This is a genomic window from Nostoc sp. LEGE 12447, from assembly GCF_015206985.1.
GTDB lineage: Bacteria > Cyanobacteriota > Cyanobacteriia > Cyanobacteriales > Nostocaceae > Nostoc.
This window is the reverse complement of sequence record NZ_JADEXT010000009.1, coordinates 83691-101071: the sequence shown is the minus strand read 5'-3', so window position 1 is coordinate 101071 and position 17381 is coordinate 83691. Positions and strand designations below refer to the sequence as shown.

At 41.8% G+C, this 17381-nt stretch carries 11 protein-coding genes; 6 read left to right on the top strand and 5 right to left on the bottom strand.

Annotated elements, in window-relative coordinates; translation table 11 throughout:
• The gene (locus IQ274_RS12765; protein WP_194142473.1) at window positions 1-1065 is read right to left on the bottom strand and encodes a DUF3326 domain-containing protein; all 1065 of its coding nucleotides are present in this window, start codon (window positions 1063-1065) and stop codon (window positions 1-3) included.
• Between the two features lie 136 nt (window positions 1066-1201).
• On the opposite strand from IQ274_RS12765, the gene IQ274_RS12760 reads away from it, so the two are divergent.
• Window positions 1202-1405: a hypothetical protein gene (locus IQ274_RS12760; protein WP_228058168.1), complete on the top strand. Its 204-nt coding sequence runs from the start codon at window positions 1202-1204 to the stop codon at window positions 1403-1405.
• Window positions 1406-1513: 108 nt separating this feature from the next.
• Here the strand turns inward: IQ274_RS12760 and IQ274_RS12755 are convergent, their stop codons facing one another.
• The gene (locus IQ274_RS12755) at window positions 1514-1906 is read right to left on the bottom strand and encodes a hypothetical protein (protein ID WP_228058167.1); all 393 of its coding nucleotides are present in this window, start codon (window positions 1904-1906) and stop codon (window positions 1514-1516) included.
• Between the two features lie 218 nt (window positions 1907-2124).
• On the opposite strand from IQ274_RS12755, the gene IQ274_RS12750 reads away from it, so the two are divergent.
• From IQ274_RS12750 to IQ274_RS12740, 3 genes are all read left to right on the top strand, one after another.
• Window positions 2125-3462 carry an FAD-binding oxidoreductase gene (locus IQ274_RS12750; RefSeq protein WP_194142472.1) on the top strand — a complete coding sequence of 446 codons (1338 nt, stop codon included), beginning with the start codon at window positions 2125-2127 and terminating at the stop codon, window positions 3460-3462.
• Between the two features lie 88 nt (window positions 3463-3550).
• A complete protein-coding gene (locus IQ274_RS12745; protein WP_194142471.1) occupies window positions 3551-4906 on the top strand; it encodes a (Fe-S)-binding protein in 1356 nt (451 codons plus the stop codon).
• A 494-nt stretch (window positions 4907-5400) separates the two neighbouring features.
• Window positions 5401-6705, top strand: a complete 1305-nt coding sequence (locus IQ274_RS12740; protein WP_194142470.1) for a P-loop NTPase fold protein — start codon at window positions 5401-5403, stop codon at window positions 6703-6705.
• Here IQ274_RS12740 and IQ274_RS12735 read toward each other — a convergent pair.
• Entirely contained in the window at window positions 6700-7062 is a 363-nt protein-coding gene (locus IQ274_RS12735; RefSeq protein WP_194142469.1) for a hypothetical protein, read from the bottom strand. The two genes, IQ274_RS12740 and IQ274_RS12735, sit on opposite strands and share 6 nt — an antisense overlap.
• A 103-nt stretch (window positions 7063-7165) precedes the next feature.
• Between IQ274_RS12735 and IQ274_RS12730 the strand changes: the two genes are divergently transcribed.
• Window positions 7166-12091 (top strand): tetratricopeptide repeat protein, encoded by a 4926-nt coding sequence (locus IQ274_RS12730; RefSeq protein ID WP_194142468.1) that lies wholly within the window; start codon window positions 7166-7168, stop codon window positions 12089-12091.
• Between the two features lie 139 nt (window positions 12092-12230).
• Here the strand turns inward: IQ274_RS12730 and IQ274_RS12725 are convergent, their stop codons facing one another.
• Both IQ274_RS12725 and thrC read right to left on the bottom strand, forming a co-directional pair.
• Window positions 12231-12506, bottom strand: coding sequence for a ubiquitin-like small modifier protein 1 (locus IQ274_RS12725; protein ID WP_114083352.1), 276 nt, complete (start codon window positions 12504-12506; stop codon window positions 12231-12233).
• An 80-nt stretch (window positions 12507-12586) separates the two neighbouring features.
• On the bottom strand, window positions 12587-13897 hold the full coding sequence (gene thrC / locus IQ274_RS12720; protein ID WP_194142467.1) for a threonine synthase: 1311 nt from the start codon (window positions 13895-13897) through the stop codon (window positions 12587-12589).
• A gap of 840 nt (window positions 13898-14737) precedes the next feature.
• Here thrC and IQ274_RS12715 point away from each other — a divergent pair.
• On the top strand, window positions 14738-17227 hold the full coding sequence (locus tag IQ274_RS12715; protein ID WP_163930623.1) for a beta strand repeat-containing protein: 2490 nt from the start codon (window positions 14738-14740) through the stop codon (window positions 17225-17227).
• Window positions 17228-17381: the final 154 nt, after the last annotated feature.

The following is a 17381-nucleotide window of genomic DNA, read 5'->3' as shown; positions in this document are numbered from 1 at the left end:
CTAACTTTTAATTACTGGCTGCAAAGGTGATAGTTTGGGACGGAGAGCGGAGGGGTTAATGCCTGCTTTGTGTGCTACTAATACGCCTACAGCTTCTAAATATGAGTTTACCTGTATAACTTTGATCCCCAACGGTTGGGGAGGAACTTTGATTAGAGTTTTATTTTCTTCTACTGTAATTATTTGGCATTGTCTTTGACTTAAACTCAGTAAGGCACTGCTACCACAAGCATTTGCAGGTGCGATCGCAGCATCCACTTCATCTGCCCAAATATCTCCTTTTTCTGATGCAATCGCTCCTTTATCTATTATAAATTGTGGGGCACGACTTAATCCTACAAGGACGCACGGCAAAAAGGTATAACCCAATTCTTCGGCGGCAGAACGCGGAGATAAATCTGGTTGTGGAGGTTCGCTTAAAAGGGCGGGAGAATGGGCGCAAGGAATTTGAAAGGTTCGCACTAGCAAATGGCTAATTACGGCTTCTGCACCCGCTAAAGGATCTACACCTTCACCCTGGCGATATTTCTGTACTGCTTCTGAGTCCATATCATCGGGGAAACGGGCAACAACTGCGATCGCTTCTGCACCCGCTTTTTTAATTAATATCTCAGCTGCTCGTAATAAACTATCTGGGTTGCCAATTGTTCCCCAACTAGCTCCCGATGCTGTAGTCCGTAATTCTACATTTAATGGTGCATCTGTAATTACATAATCTGTTAGAGTCAATCCCAGAGTTGCTCTGACTGCATCGGCTGCTTGTATATGTCGTAGCCGCAACTCTGGCTCAATAGCTTGGTCTAAAAGCAAACCTACTTTATTGTTGCGGACTGGACGCAAACCCCAGCATCCAGAGGCAAATTTGTCAAGTCCATAACCTTCAACATAGAAAGTATTTGGCAGGTTCCAGTATAAACTTGCACCGTTAAGGACATTGGGGTGAGTAATTAGGCGATCGCAAACCTGTGCTATAACTTTGGCAACAGGCAAAGCATCACCTGCATAACCCCCAATGGTAGCCCCAACGCCAGTTGGTACGATTAAGATAGCGGTGTATGGACGCATATTGAGTTAGGAGTTATAAGTTATGAATCAGAAGCCATCAAATACTAACTCCTAACTCTTATACAGACGCGATTAATTGCGTCTCTAATTCTATGGATCTCATTTTTCTGCTAAAACTATTATTGCTTGGCAACAAGTGGAAGATTATCCCCAGTTGGAAGACCTTGTAGCCTTGGTTTATGGTTGGGATAAATTGGGAAATGAAACGCTAGAAGATGAAGTGATTGAGCGACTGGGTTTTGAGGATCTGGATGATTTTTGCGATCGCATTACACCTGTAGAAGGAGATAAACTAGGGGGTTATCCAGAATGGGTACAGGGAATGGAATGCCACAGATAAGATAAACCGAGTAAGCGTTTAGTCAGTAAAAATGCATCTTCGATTTGCCAACGTCGGCGATACAAATCACAAACCGACTGTGGTGAAAGTTGTTGCGGATCAAGAATATTAGCCCATATCTGTGATCAGTAAACCACCTACTGTTAAGCGTAGTTGTAGTTCTTGCCACCAGTTGGTTTCATTGCGTTTCGCGTCGGCATCGAAAAACGCTGCTACTGGGCGATGAGTAAATGCTTCTACCACCATCAGCATCTTCCCCGCCAACACTGCGCCTGTTTTTTCTTGGAGTTGTCCTAAATGTTTTTTGATGGCTTCCAAGGTCGATGCATCCGCTATCCATACTGCACTAAACTCTTCAGCTATCGATGACCACCTTGGGTCAACTTCTGCGGGATTTTTCTTGGCTGCTAGGCGCTCTATTACTTGCTCATATAACTTGATAAATAACTTTGCTGGCAAGCTTTCTGGTCGTTGAGATAGCGCTTGCCGACTCACAGACATTGCCTCAACCCACAGTAATCCTTCTATTTCCAGGCAGCGGAGAACATCTGTTAAATAATTTATTTGTTACAAGCGTTGTTTATCGCAAATGAGTAGCGTTTGGTTCGTGTTGGCGTAGCCCAACCTAGGCATCTACAGCCACCGTATATTAATGGCAATACGCTTTTTTGGTCAGGTTAGCCAGTAAATTAGATGTAGAGCGTAAAAAAATAAACTCAATGAAAGCGATATCTAACGACAAGCCGCAAGGCGTGTGCGCTACTGATTTTGCATCTATTATCGGCGAAGAAAATGCTGTTTGCCTTTGGGAAAATATCGAAATAGACCAGCAAAAACGTATCCAACAAGCTGTAAGTTCTGGAAAACCTCCCACTTGTATCGTCTATCCCCGTACCCAACAACAACTAGCCGCAGTCATCGCCAAAGCTCACACTCACAACTGGCGCATCTTACCCTGTGGTAGTGGCAGTAAACTTAGCTGGGGTGGTTTAGCTAAGGACGTTGATGTCGTAGTTAGTACAGAACGCATCAATCAACTGATTGAACACGCTGTTGGCGATTTGACTGTCACAGTCGAAGCTGGAATGAAGTTCTCGGATCTCCAGGCACTTTTGGCAAAATCGCGGCAATTTCTCGCCCTTGACCCCACAGCACCGGAGTCAGCAACTATTGGCGGTATTGTTGCCACAGGTGATACAGGTTCTCTGCGGCAACGTTATGGTAGTGTGCGTGACCAGTTACTAGGTGTTACCTTTGTCCGTGCTGATGGAGAAATCGCCAAAGCTGGGGGAAGAGTAGTTAAAAATGTTGCTGGATATGACTTGATGAAGTTGCTTACTGGGTCTTATGGCACATTGGGCTTGATTAGTCAACTAACTTTCCGTGTATATCCGCTATCAGAGGCATCGGGGACGGTGGTACTAACTGGTAGTGCTGAGGCTGTATCCCAAGCGGCTGATATTCTTAGAAGTTCGGCATTAACACCAGTTCAAGCTGATTTGCTATCAACTAAATTGGTGTCTAGCTTAGGTTTGGGTCAAGGATTGGGATTAATTGCCCGTTTTCAGAGTATTAGTGAGAGTGTTAAAGAACAGTCAAACCGAGTTTTGGAAGTTGGGCAAAAATTAGGTTTAGATGGGGTAATTTTTGCCGATGCTGATGAGGCTAGTTTATGGCAGAGATTGCAAGAACAAATACATTTTTCTGCCACAGAATCTGTAATTACCTGCAAAATAGGAGTGTTACCTACTGCTGCTGTGGAGATTTTGACTCAGGTGGAGTTAGGTTTAATTCATATTAGTAGTGGTTTGGGTTTGTTACAATTAGAGAGTAAAAATCAAGTTTTGAAAGTGCGCGATGAGCTACGCTCCGCCGGAGGCGATCGCACTCAAGCCTTTAGTGGTTTTTTAACAATTCTGTCAGCACCAGTGGCGGTTAAAGAACAAATAGATGTTTGGGGTTATACGGGGAATGCTTTGCCTTTGATGCGCCGTATTAAGGAACAGTTTGATAGTAAAAATATTTTAAGTCCGGGGCGGTTTGTGGGTGGAATTTAGTTTTAAGAAAACGTAGACGCGAAGCGGCTTGCCACAGGCTACCGCCAAGGACGCAAAGGACGCAAAGGAAGAGGGGAAAGGTAGAAATATGCAAGTTTCAGATAATTCTGTTAATAATACGGCTAGTTTAAAGAATTTGAAAGGGTTTGATATTAATCATCCACCTGACCCAAAGTTAATTGATAGTTGTGTACATTGTGGATTTTGTCTTTCGACTTGTCCCAGTTATCGGGTGCTGGGTAAGGAAATGGATTCACCTAGAGGACGCATCTATTTAATGGATGCAATTAATGAGGGTGAGATTGCTCTCAATACGGCAACCGTAGAACATTTTGATTCGTGTTTGGGATGCCTTGCTTGTGTGAGTACTTGTCCTTCTGGTGTGCAGTATGACAAATTAATTTCTGCAACTCGTCACCAAGTTGAACGAAATTATCCCCGCAGTTTGCCAGATCAATTTTTTCGTCAACTGATATTTTCTCTGTTTCCCTATCCCAATCTTTTACGAGTTTTATTAGTTCCGTTGTTGGTTTATCAAAAGTTGGGGTTTACTAAATTCTTTCGCGCTACAGGTTTACTTAATAAAATATCGCCCCGTTTGGCAGCGATGGAATCAATTCTGCCAGAAATTACCTTCAAATCTTTTCAAGATAATCTGCCTAGTGTGATTCCTGCTAAAGGTGAGAAGCGCTATCGAGTCGGGGTAATTTTGGGTTGTGTGCAACGGCTGTTTTTCTCTCCTGTGAATGAAGCAACGGTGAGGGTTTTAACAGCGAATGGTTGTGAAGTAGTGATTCCCAAATCTCAAGGTTGTTGTGCCGCACTTCCCGAACACCAAGGGCAGACAGAACAGGCAAAAGCTTTAGCAAGGCAGATGATTGATAGTTTTGCCAAGGCTGATGTCGATTTTGTAATTATCAATGCTGCTGGTTGCGGTCATACTTTGAAAGAATACGGTCATATTTTAGAAGATGACCTCGAATATCGGCAAAAGGCGAAGGATTTTGCAGCTAAAGTTAAAGATGCTCAAGAGTTTTTGGCAACTGTTGGTATAACAGCAAAACTGTCGCCACTTACTGATAAACCTTTGAATTTAGTTTATCAAGATGCTTGCCATTTATTGCATGGTCAAAAGATTAGCGTCCAACCGCGTCAGGTATTACGACAAATTCCAGGGGTGAAGTTGAGAGAACCAGTAGATGCAGCTTTATGTTGTGGCAGTGCTGGGGTTTATAATATGCTGCAACCAGAAGTTGCTGAAGAATTGGGTCAGCAAAAAATACAGAATTTGTTGAATACTGGTGCTGAGTTAATTGCTTCTGCTAATCCGGGGTGTACTTTGCAAATTACGAAGCATTTGCAGTTACAAGGTAAGAATATTTCAGTTATTCACCCGATGGAGTTGTTAGATTATTCGATTCGGGGTGAAAAGTTGAAATTGTAGAGGTTTGCTAGCTGCATTGTGCATTTACTTTTGACTTTGACAACAGAGTTTTAGCCTTAACTGAACCGTATTGGGTCATATCATGTCCACCCAAAAAACCTCTCCCTGGTTTTACTACGCAAAACCTGTCCCTCTCCGAGTCCTACGGTGTACACACAAGTCTGATAACCTAGCCCCACAACGTTTTGATCCCCCCTAACCCCCCTTCAAAAAGGGGGGAAAACTTCTTAAAGTCCCCCTTTTTAAGGGGGATTTAGGGGGATCAAACCACATTTTGCACCTGGCACAGAGATGTGTGTACACCGTAGCTCTCCGAGTCGGAGAGGGACAGACTTGAACGCAAGTTCAAGGCAGGGAGAGGTCTGTCGAACTCACGTTTTTTATGGAAGTCCTTAATCAGTCGCCTTGAAGAAGTTTTTTCCGAAATAGCCGCTTTATCATCTGTATAATCACTGAAATGGCAAGAGTATCAGGCTAATTTCGGGTGATTTGTGATGAAACTAGATTTAGTCAGGTTTTTTCAAGCTTGTAACCCCAGTAAAACTCTGGTTGTGAGCAAACCGGAGGATAGACAATATTATATTGATTTCTCTAAAGTTCGTGGTGCCAAGATTATTGAAGAACTTGGGCGAACTATCACCCGCCTTGCACCAGAACAACCTACCTGTCAATTATTTACCGGACATATTGGCTGTGGTAAATCCACTGAGTTACTGCGACTCAAGGCAGAGTTAGAGCAGCAGGGATTTCATGTGGTTTATTTTGAATCTAGCCAAAGCCTCGATATGGCTGATATTGATGTTACAGATATTTTACTAGCAGTAGCTCGTGAGGTGAGTCAAAGTTTAGAAGCAATAAAAATCAACCTCAAACCAGGATACTTTAAAAATCTATTTGCAGAAATTTCTGAGTTTTTGCAAACGCCGCTAGACATTGGGGTGGAGGCTGAATTATCTGTGGGTATTGCCAAAATTACTGCCAAAACTAAAGATAGTCCCAAACTCCGCGGCCAGTTACGGCAATATTTAGAACCACGCACCAATGGCATTTTAGAATCAATTAACAAAGAATTGCTCAAGCCTGCTGTAGAAAAACTCAAGCAGCAAGGTAAACAAGGACTGGTGGTAATTATAGATAATCTCGACAGAGTGGATAATTCTTTGAAGCCTTCGGGTTATTACCAGCCAGAATATCTTTTTGTAGAACGTGGTGAACAGTTAAACCAGCTAAATTGTCATGTTGTTTATACCATTCCCCTAGTGTTGATTTTTTCCAACGCTTTAGGAAGGTTAACAAATCGCTTTGGCGTAGACCCCAAGGTTTTGCCGATGGTTCCTGTGCAATTGCAAAATGGTTCACAATTTTCACAAGGAATTACGCTACTACAACAGATGGTCATGGCGAGGGCTTTTCCTGGTGTCAGTTGGGAACAAAGTCAGAATTTAATTACCGAGGTTTTTGATAGTCCTGATACTTTAGAGCGACTTTGTTTAGTTAGCGGCGGTCATTTGCGTAATTTGTTAATGTTATTATTTCGCTGTCTTCAGCAAGAAGACCCACCTCTGTCGCGGGAGTGTGTAGATAGGGTGATTAAACAACGCCGCAATGAGCTAACTTTGGCAATTACACCCGATGAATGGGAATTACTACGTGAGGTAACGCAAGAGAAAAGCTTGAGAGGTCATGAAAGATACGAACTTTTGCTCCGCAGTATGTTTGTATTTGAATACCGGAATGAGGATGGTTCTTGGTTTGATGTCAATCCGATTTTGGCTGAAGCCAAGGAATTTAGGTTATAAATCGGCTGTAGGGACGTAGAGTTGTATGCCTAACTTATGAGGTATTTTGTCAAATTTCATAACGTTAGCTATATCAACAAGTGCGGGAGCCATATCAGCAAGTCCGGGAGTTATATCAACAAGTCCGGGAGTTATATCAACAAGTGCGGGAGCTATATCAACAAGTCGGGGAGCCATATCAGCAAGTGCGGGAGCTATATCAACAAGTCCGGGAGTTATATCAGCAAGTGCGGGAGCTATATCAGCAAGTGCGGGAGCTATATCAGCAAGTGCGGGAGTTATATCAGCAAGTCCGGGAGCTATATCAATAAGTGCGGGAGTTATATCAACAAGTCCGGGAGCCGTGTCAGTTGTCATCTTCACAACTACAGCTTTTTACAACTAACAAAAATTGTCCGTCGTTCTTCCTGCTTCCAAACCCATAGCTTTGTACTTCATACAAAAAAAACTGCTGTACATTATGATTAATCAGCAAGAGCCAGAAAATTTACCCTTTGACAATGAACGTTCATTGCAAACTTTGGTGCGAGCAATTAACCTTTCTCAGGGAGAATTTTCACTGACTTTGCTGCGCTGTAACTATGCAGCTTTCCGTCAAGATATAGTACAACGTCTACACCAACTATCTCCTGTTAAAATCCGTGAAATTACCTTACCCGTGTCAGTAAAAACTCTTTACACGTCTATAGGTGAAAAATTGGGAGATGAACAGCCATCAGCATTAATGGTTTTTGGTTTGGAATCGGTTAAAGATATCGATATAGTTCTAACTTCAGCTAACCAAGTACGAGAGGAGTTTAGAAAAAACTTCCCGTTCCCAGTCATGTTACTGGTTAATGACCAAGTTCTGCAAAAGCTGATCAGATTAGCGACAGATTTTGAGAATTGGGCCACAATAATTCATTTTGCGATCGCAACTGCTGATTTAGTTCAATTTATCAAACAAACTGCTGAATCAGTTTTTGCTCAAGTTTTAGATGCTGGCGCAGGAAAATTTCTCGATAATTCCGCAATCAACTTGGCAATCGGTTCGCCGCACCGCGTAGAACTTGAGTTAGCACAAGCTGAACTGCAAAAGCGGGGTGTGAATTTAGACGCAGAACTAGAAGCCAGTTTGGAATTTGTTCTGGGTCGAGATGCGGTTTCAATGGAACAATCACGCCAGCATTATGAACGCAGTCTTGCACTTTTGCAACAGAGTTCTAAACTAGAACAGCAAGGCTGTGTACTATACAATTTGGGGTTATGGTGGCGTACCTACGCCGTGCAGCATTTAACAGAACAACAAAATGCTTGCTCGAACGCTAAAAATTATTATTACAAATGTCTCGAAATATTTGAGCAGGCGAATCGTCCTGACTTGGTAGCAAGATTTATTAACGCCTTGGGAGAAGTACTACAAAAGCTTCAGCTGTGGGATGAATTAGAAATAGTCGCTCAAAAAGCTTTAACTCTATATCAAACTTATCCTGATTGGTTCAGAAAAGCAAGAGCCTATGGATTTATCGCTGAAGTAGCACTTGCTCAGTCTGCTTGGGATAAAGCTAAACAAGCTGCCGAAAAAGCGCTTTTTATTGTAGCTAGTAACCAATCCATCCAATCGAAAGCTAATTTAGAATTGGTGCTATATTATCATCAAGGTTGGTATTTATTTGCACTAGCCAGAGCGCTACAGCAGCTTAATAAGGTGGAAGATGCTTTAACTACCTTAGAAGCTGCAAGAAGAGAAACTAAACCTCAATACGATCCAGAGCTTTACATTCGGATTTTGGAGAGGTTACAAAGCATTTATTATCAACAAGGTCAATATCTTGCAGCTTTTCAAATTAAGCAAGAGCTAATTAAAATTGAACATCAATATGGTTTTCGTGCTTTTATTGGGGCAGCTTATTTAATTCCTCGGCATGAGGTAATTAATCCGGCACTAGTGCAAGGAGAAAATCTCATAAAAGTTGCTCAAGAAATTGCTGTTTCTGGTCGGCAACAAGATGTCAATCGGTTGATGAAACGAATGAGCCGGACTGACCATAAATTGACTGTATTTCATGGTCAGTCAGGAGTAGGTAAAAGTTCAATTTTGAATGGGGGACTAGTACCAACCCTGCAACTACAATCAATAGATGCGCGTGATGTATTACCTATTGTCATGCGAGTTTATACAGATTGGATGGCGATATTGGCAAAATGTTTAGCAGATAATGGTACCTCTAGTAATTCAATAGAATTTATCTGTGAAAGTTTGCACAAAAATGCCGAGCGGAAGTTAACAGTTTTAATTTTTGACCAGTTTGAAGAATTTTTCTTTGTTTACACAGATCAAAGTAAAAGACAGCAATTTTATAAGTTCTTGCAACTTTGTCTGGATATTCCTTATGTTAAGATTATTCTCTGTTTGAGAGAAGATTATTTGCATTATTTATTAGAATGCGATCGCCTGTTAAATTTTAGAGCAATTAATAACAATATTTTAGACAAAGATATTCGTTATTATTTAGGAAATTTCTCTTCAAAAGATGCCAAAGCTGTTGTCCAAAGTCTGACTGAACAAACCCACTTTTATTTAGAACCTGAGTTAATCGATCAATTAGTAGAAGATTTATCAGATGAACTTGGTGAGGTACGCCCGATTGAGTTACAAATCGTCGGTTCGCAACTTCAAACAGATAAAATTACAACTTTAGAACAATATCTTCAGTCAGGAACAAAAGAAAAACTAGTCGAGCGATTTTTAGAAGAAGTTATTAAAGACTGTGGTTCTGAGAACGAACTCTGTGCCAGAGTAGTTTTATATTTACTAACAGACGAAAAAGGTACTCGTCCCTTCAAAACTTCTGACAATTTAGCGGAAGATTTAAAAACAGCAGATATTGTCTCAGAAAAAGAAAAGCTTAATCTAGTTTTAGAGATTTTAGTTGGTTCGGGGCTGGTGTTAAATATACCTGAAGACCCTGCTAACCTATATCAATTAGTTCATGATTATCTAGTATCTTTTATCCGGCAGTCACAACAAGCAAGAAAATTAGAAGAACAGAAAAAGGAAAAGGAACAACGACAACACGCTGAAGCAGAACTAAATCGTGTTCTCAAGCGACAACGCAATGACGCAAAACGACAACTAAATTTTGCGATCGCAGGAGTCACTATAATGTCCATTCTGGCAGTTATAGCTGTAGGATTGGGAGTGCGGGCAGAATCTGAAAGGCAAAAGACAGAACAAGCTGAGACAATTGCGATTAGTAAAGCTTCGGAAGCCCTTTTTGCTTCAAATCAAAGGTTTGAAGCACTTAAACAAGCCATTAAAGCAGGTAAAAAACTCCAAGCTACAGACTGGGGAAAAACCGATTCTGAAATTCGTACCCAAGTTATAGCGGCATTACAGCAATCAGTTTACTGGATAGTAGAGCGTGATCGCTTAGAAGGACACAAGGCTCTAATCTGGGGTGTAACTTTCTCCCATAATGGTAAGTTGATTGCCTCAACTAGTTATGACAATACTATAAAACTCTGGAATTTAGATGGTAGCGTGTACAAGACGCTTGAAGGACATAAAGATAAAGTCTTAGGTTTGAGTTTCTCACCTGACGATCAGACAATTGTCTCAGGCGATTTCCAGGGCATCATAAAATTTTGGAAGCAAGACGGCACTTTATTAAAAACCTTACCAGCATATCAAGATGGAGTAAATAGTGGCGAAAATAAGGGAGTTTATAGTATCGATTTCTCGCCAGATGGTAAGACAATTGCTACAGGAAGTCGAGACAGTACACTAAAACTCTGGAAGCCAGATGGCACTTTATTAAAAACGATTAAAGCACATCAAGATGGAGTGAATAGTGTGGCTTTCTCCCCCGACGGTACTATGATTGCCACTGGTGGCCGGGACAAAACTGTGAAACTCTGGACATCCAATGGTAAGCTTTTACACACTACAGAAGGCTATGACGATTTTGTTTGGGATGTTGCTTGGTCAAGCGATAGCCAGACAATTGCGGCGGCTGCTGGTGGTGCTGCTGCGACTGGTAACGACAACAGAGTAAAACTCTGGAATCGAGACGGCACTCCTTTAAAAGATTTTAAAGCACATAAAGATGGAATCAATAGTGTGGCTTTCTCACCCGGCGGTAAGATGATTGCTACAGCTAGTGACGACAAGACTGTAAAGCTTTGGAAGCCTGATGGTACATTACTCACAACTTTATCAGGACATACCAATGGAGTTTATGCTGTCAGGTTTTCACCTGACTGTAAAATCCTAGTTTCTGCCAGTGCTGACGGTACGATGAAAGTTTGGCAAGTTGGTAATACCAGTTGCTTACACAACGCCCAAATTCCTACTTCTCCTAGCGCTGACAGCACAATGAAGATTCAGTATGGTAGTGGCGTGGTAAGTATTCTCAACGGTCATAGCGATCGGGTTAATCAGGTAGATTTCTCACCTGATGACAAAATAATTGCCTCAGCCAGCCGTGACAAGACAGTGAAACTTTGGAAGCGCGATGGTACTTTAGACAAAACTCTGGAGGGGCATAGCGATAACGTTAGTTTCTCACCTGATGGTCAGACAATTGCTACCGCTAGTGATGATAACACAGTGGAACTCTGGAACCGTGACGGTAAATTACTGAGAACCCTTTTTCCAAAAAGCGATAAGATATTGGACTTGAATTTCTCACCCAACGGTCAGTTCATCGCTTTGGGTACTATGGACAACAAAGTAATAATATCGCGGCTAGATGGTATCAAACCTCAGATTCTCAACAAGCATCAGGACTGGGTAAGGGCTATAGCTTGGTCGCCAAACGGTCAGATGCTTGCCTCAGCTAGTGATGACAACACGGTGAAACTTTGGAAGCAAAACGATAAGGGCGAGTTTCACATCTACAAGACTCTCGCAGGGAAAAACGGGCATAACAGTTGGGTTTTGAGTGTTAGGTTCTCACCTAGTGGCGATATGATTGCCACTAGTAGTAATGACAAGACGGTGATACTTTGGAAGCAGGATGACAAGGGCGAGTTTCGCTGGTACAAAAAGTTGAAGGGGCATACCGATCAGGTGAATAGCGTGAATTTTTCACCTGACGGTAAGATGATTGCAACAGCCAGTGATGATAAGACTGTAAAACTTTGGACACGCGACGGTCATTTAATGAGAACTTTGACTGGGCACAGCGATCATTTATTAAGCGCGAATTTCTCAGCCGATGGTAAAACTTTGGCTTTGGGCAGTGCTGATGGGGCTATAATTCTCTGGAATTTGGATGAGCTAAATCATCTCAAGAATTTAGATAGCTTACTGGAGCGTGGTTGTGATTGGCTGTATGACTATCTAAAGAATAATCCGAATGTCAGTAAGAGCGATCGCCATCTCTGCGACGATATCAAGTAAGAGTTAAGCGTTGGGACTCTCTCAAATTATCTCAGGCGATCGCTAAGTTTTTAACTGATTCCCAGTCTCAGACCGGTAATCAGTTAATTTCTCAAAGGTTTATTTGGTAAGTTTTTTACTTTATTTGATGTTTTCTGTATTAACCACCAGCAACAGCAGGGACAATACTTACTTCATCGCCATCTTTTAGGGCTGTGTTAATACCATCTAAATAGCGGATATCTTCACTATCAACGTAAAAATTTACAAACCGACGTAGCTTGCCTTCGTCATCGCACAACCGGGATTTAATCCCAGGAAAGCTTTGTTCTAAAGAATCCAACAATTCAGCAATGGTGCTACCGTTGGATTCTAGGGTAGCTTGATTATTAGTCAAATTCTGAAGAGTCGTAGGAACTAAAACTGTTACAGCCATAAAAGTACAAAGTGAAGAGTTAGGAATACAGTTAAGAGTTAGGAGTCATGAATAAAAAACTCATAACTCCTAACTGCTAACTAAACGAGAACTTGTTGCCATTCCAAGCGATCAAGAGTACGCGATCGCTCTAGGGCGCGTTCAAAACTATCCAGTTTAGCATCAATAGTCAAGGGTTCACCAACATAGCCTTGGATTGCTTCTTGGGTTTTCAGACCATTGCCGGTGATGTAAATCACGGTAGTTTCATCTGGATCAATTTTGCCAGCTTCTACCAGTTTTTTCAGCACGGCCACGGTTGTACCACCAGCCGTTTCTGTGAAGATGCCTTCGGTTTCTGCTAGCAACTTGATGCCATCAATAATTTCTGCATCATTGACTGATTCAATGTTACCACCAGTTTTCTGAGCTAACTCCACAGCATAAATACCGTCTGCTGGATTACCAATCGCTAGGGATTTCGCAATTGTATTTGGTTTAACTGGTTTAATAAAGTCGCGTCCTTCTTTGAAGGCTTGAGCAATGGGTGAACAACCTTCTGCTTGAGCGCCACTGAAACGGACTTTCTTGTCTTCTACTAAACCAACTTCTATAAATTCTTGGAAACCCTTATAAATTTTTGTAAACAGCGAACCAGATGCCAAAGGAGCAACAACATGATCGGGTAGCTCCCAGCCTAGTTGTTCAGCAACTTCAAAACCTAGCGTTTTGGAACCTTCAGAGTAATAAGGGCGCAGATTAATATTGACAAAACCCCAGCCATGTGTATTGGCAACTTCTGAACAGAGACGGTTTACTTGATCGTAGTTACCCTTGACGGCCATCAGCGTTGGGCTATATATCAAACTACCGATAATTTTACCGGCTTCTAAATCTGCGGGGATGAACACACAGCAGTCTAAACCGGCATGAGCTGCGATCGCAGCTGTAGAATTTGCCAAGTTACCTGTACTAGCGCAAGAAACGGTAGTGAAACCCAACTCTCTCGCCCTTGATAGAGCAACTGATACTACCCGATCCTTAAAGCTAAGGGTGGGCATATTAACCGCATCATTTTTTATATAAAGCTTATTTAGACCCAGGCGACGGGCAAGACGGTGAGAACGAACCAAGGGAGTCATCCCCGTTCCCACATCTATAACATTGTCAGTTGCAACAGGCAAAAAAGGACGGTAGCGCCAAATTGAATTGGGCCCGGCTTGAATTGTTTCACGAGTGACAGTCAGACGGAGAGCGCTGTAGTCATACTTGACTTCTAACGGCCCAAAACATAACTCACAAACATTACTGGCTTTGAGTTCATATTCAGCGCCACATTCTTTACACTTTAAGGCTTGAAAGTAGGCAGTGCTGGTTTGGGTTGGAGTTTGGGTTTTGATGGCCTGAGTCATAAACTAGCTTTCCCTGTTTGTCTGTCGGCTGTCGCCTGATAGTAACACGAGCAAAAATACCAGTCAAACATACCCGACTAAAAATGTCGGGTATTCTTAGTATTGGAAAAAATGATTTTTGTAAAATTTTTATAACCGTAATCGTAATATTAAGTATTTACACTTACAGTTATTTGTTTCAAAATTAGATAAAAACTTCAGTTATTCAGTCTTAACACTGAGTATTCATATAATTAAATTGCATCTTATCTATGAGTTATTTGCATTTTGCTCAATTAGTATCACTTTATTTAGTGATCCAGATCACTGAGTCGATTTTTTATTTCTTTATACCAATTACTCCACATGGTACTATGCATACATAGCAGCAAATATTCAAAAGTGCTTTTATATATAGGTTGTAGTGTATTTTCCTTCTGTTTTAAACACTAAAATTGCTATGTGTGTCGCCAAAATAAAGTTAATTTTTCAGCTTTGATGCACTCATCCATCGCTAGAGAAGTTACTTATTTATACGGAAGTTTTTTTTTGGCATAAAAGCTACATTGCTATTTACATCGAAGATTCAGCAGGACACAGTAGTAAGTTACCCATATTTACGATTGCTAACCTTGATAATCAACGGTAAACGTACAACATAAAACAAGAGGCAATAACTTTTCTGCCTATTGCCTCAATCTAGTTTTTCAGGAGTAGCCAATAAATTAACTCCTCATATATACACTGCCCAATGCCTTCAGGTTTTGGGCAAATATAGTCGGTAATTCTTTAAAGAATTGCCGAACTTTATCCTGTCTCAAAACCCAAAATACAAGTTCAGCAAATAAACAAACTACTTCTATGGTAAACCGAAATAAATTTGTCAACAAGCAGCGCCAGCATTACCAATCTCTAGTAGCAACAGCATTGTTAACTGGTAGCCTTTTCCAATTTATTGCACCTGTACTAGCTGACGGTACAGCTGGTGGTCAATCTATTAGTAACACAGCGACAGCTACCTACGAAGATCCTAACGCGCCAGGGACAACTATAAATGCCACCTCTAATACCGTAACAGTTACTGTGGCAGAAGTTGCTGGGATCACCGTTACTGCGTCGGGTGTCACAGATAACAATGGTGGCACTGTTGGAGTTAACGATTTACTAACCTACACCTACACCCTAACGAATGTAGGTAACGACCCCACCAAATTCCATATTCCCAACCAAGCAACAACAACCGGGCCTGGTACAGTTTCTGGTGTACTTCCTGCTGATAAAAATGGGGTAACACCAGCTAGTGGCACATTGCAATATAGTACTGACGGTGGTGCAACTTGGACAAATGTAGCAGCAGGTGGTGTAGATACAGCCTCAATTCCGGTTAGCGGTACTGTGTTGGTGCGTGTGCCAGTGACTGTACAAACTGGCGCTCTATCCGGTGACGTAATTAAAGTTACCCTTGGTAATACTCCTGGTGATGCCCAAAACCAACTGCGTAATCCCGATGGTGGTGACGTTTACACTGTAGATAACGCTGATAACGCAGGTGGTGGGGAAGTTATTGGCGCACCAGTTAACGGTACACGAGAATCTAGTATTACCCAGCAAATTCAAGTGGGTAACACTGTTAAAACCGTTGCTCTAGCCACAATACTCAAAACTCGGACAGCCTACAGCGCTGGTAATGCTTCCGTACTCAATGATGACTTGCTGACTTATGGTTTAAGCTTGCGAGTTGAGAGCAATGACGTAACCAATCGGGGGCTAACACCCGCAGCTTTAGCTGGTACAAATATCAATGTAGATGGCAGTCTAGTTCCTCGCATCTTAGTTTCTGATGCGCTTCCAGCATCCACAACTCTTAATGGGACTCCAACCGCTCCTTCAGGGTGGATAGTGGTTTATGCTGGCGAAGATCCCGCCACTACAACTGCCGATCAGTCTCTGTGGAAAACTAACAGTGCTAATGTAACAGGCGGTATAGTCAAACGGGTTGGTTTTATTAACAATCCTAGCTCTATCTCTACAATTGCCACTGGCACAACTGTTACAGGCTTTACGGTGCAAGTAAAGACCACTGGAATCACAGGAACGACAGCGACAAATGTTAACAACATCGCTCAAGTGTTCGGTAAAACTGCTGGCGATCCAAATAGCCCCCTACTCTTCGACGATTCAGGCGATCAAAATCCAGATAACATCAACCCCTCTACTGGAGCCTTTCCTACTACACCTGACCTTGGTTATTATCCCACTACTCCTGGTAATGTTGACACAGGCAATAACAACCAAGGTACTAATTCTGTTACAGGAAATGTCAACGTTTATACTGTTTCAGTTGCCCAGGCAAACTCAGTTTTAAACGGGCCGAATAATGCACCGGATGCTACTGGGCCATCGGGTTTAACCAACGATGACTTCACCAACAAATCTTCCTTTGTTCCTCCTAACACAGCACCTCTTAGTACACTTGACCCACAATCAGTTGGCTTTACTAACACAATTAAGAACAACGGTACTGCCACTAACGACATCACAATAGTGCCAACCGCACCAGCAACATTTACAGATTTGCCAAATAATACAAAGGTAACTGTTAGCTATAACAGTCAATCTGCTGTGTATACCTATAATAGTGCTACTGGTGTTTTTACCATAGCAAACGGTAATACACCAATTAAAATCCTTGCTGTTCCTGCTGGTGGCATTGTTAATTATGGTGTAGAAGTTGACTTACCACCTGGTACGCAACTATCAACTGATATTGGTAAGGGCTTCCCAGTACCGATCACTGCTTTTATTGACACTGATAATAATGGTGTACCTAATACTGCGGTTAATGGGGAAGCGTACAATATCTCCATCGATCGCGTCTACACTGGCTTCTTAAAACTATTGAAAATGTCACGAGTTCTACAAGGAAGTGGCCCCGCAGTGCAAGGGACTGATGGCACATTCAGTATCACTCCGAAGAAGCCTGCACCAGGAAACATTATTGAGTACCAAATTCAATACACAAATATTTCTGATGTTCAATCTGGAACTGGTAACGTGATTTTGAACGCTGACAAAGTTGTGATTACTGAAGATGGTACAGCAGGGGGCAACAACTGGGCGCTAGACAACGACAATAACACTCAAATTGATACTAGCAACATTGTTGGTTCCGCAAAGGATTCTGGGGCTTCAACGATCCAGTTCTTCAATGGTAATCCAGCTACTAACTCTAGTATCGATCAAACCGGAACCACGCTAAACAGTGATGTCACAAAGTATGTAAATACTGCCACTGGACAGATTGCACCTGGTGTTCAAAGAACATTTATCTTCCAACGCAAAGTTAACTAGATAGTTTGATTTCACCCCTCTTTGCAAAGAGGGGTGTATAGCACATCTGTATTTATAGCTGGTGCTTTAATCCTAAAGTGCCAACTACAAAATGATTGTTCCCCAGCGAAAACAGGGAAAGATAAATCAGCAATCGGCATTATGAAAGTTTTTT

Bases quoted from the DNA above. Each gene is read 5' to 3' on its own strand.
- IQ274_RS12765 (WP_194142473.1), bottom strand. From the start codon at position 1,065: ATGCGTCCATACACCGCTATCTTAATCGTACCAACTGGCGTTGGGGCT.
- IQ274_RS12755 (WP_228058167.1), bottom strand. From the start codon at position 1,906: ATGTCTGTGAGTCGGCAAGCGCTATCTCAACGACCAGAAAGCTTGCCA.
- IQ274_RS12750 (WP_194142472.1), top strand. From the start codon at position 2,125: ATGAAAGCGATATCTAACGACAAGCCGCAAGGCGTGTGCGCTACTGAT.
- IQ274_RS12745 (WP_194142471.1), top strand. From the start codon at position 3,551: ATGCAAGTTTCAGATAATTCTGTTAATAATACGGCTAGTTTAAAGAAT.
- IQ274_RS12740 (WP_194142470.1), top strand. From the start codon at position 5,401: ATGAAACTAGATTTAGTCAGGTTTTTTCAAGCTTGTAACCCCAGTAAA.
- IQ274_RS12735 (WP_194142469.1), bottom strand. From the start codon at position 7,062: ATGACAACTGACACGGCTCCCGGACTTGTTGATATAACTCCCGCACTT.
- IQ274_RS12730 (WP_194142468.1), top strand. From the start codon at position 7,166: ATGATTAATCAGCAAGAGCCAGAAAATTTACCCTTTGACAATGAACGT.
- IQ274_RS12725 (WP_114083352.1), bottom strand. From the start codon at position 12,506: ATGGCTGTAACAGTTTTAGTTCCTACGACTCTTCAGAATTTGACTAAT.
- thrC (WP_194142467.1), bottom strand. From the start codon at position 13,897: ATGACTCAGGCCATCAAAACCCAAACTCCAACCCAAACCAGCACTGCC.
- IQ274_RS12715 (WP_163930623.1), top strand. From the start codon at position 14,738: ATGGTAAACCGAAATAAATTTGTCAACAAGCAGCGCCAGCATTACCAA.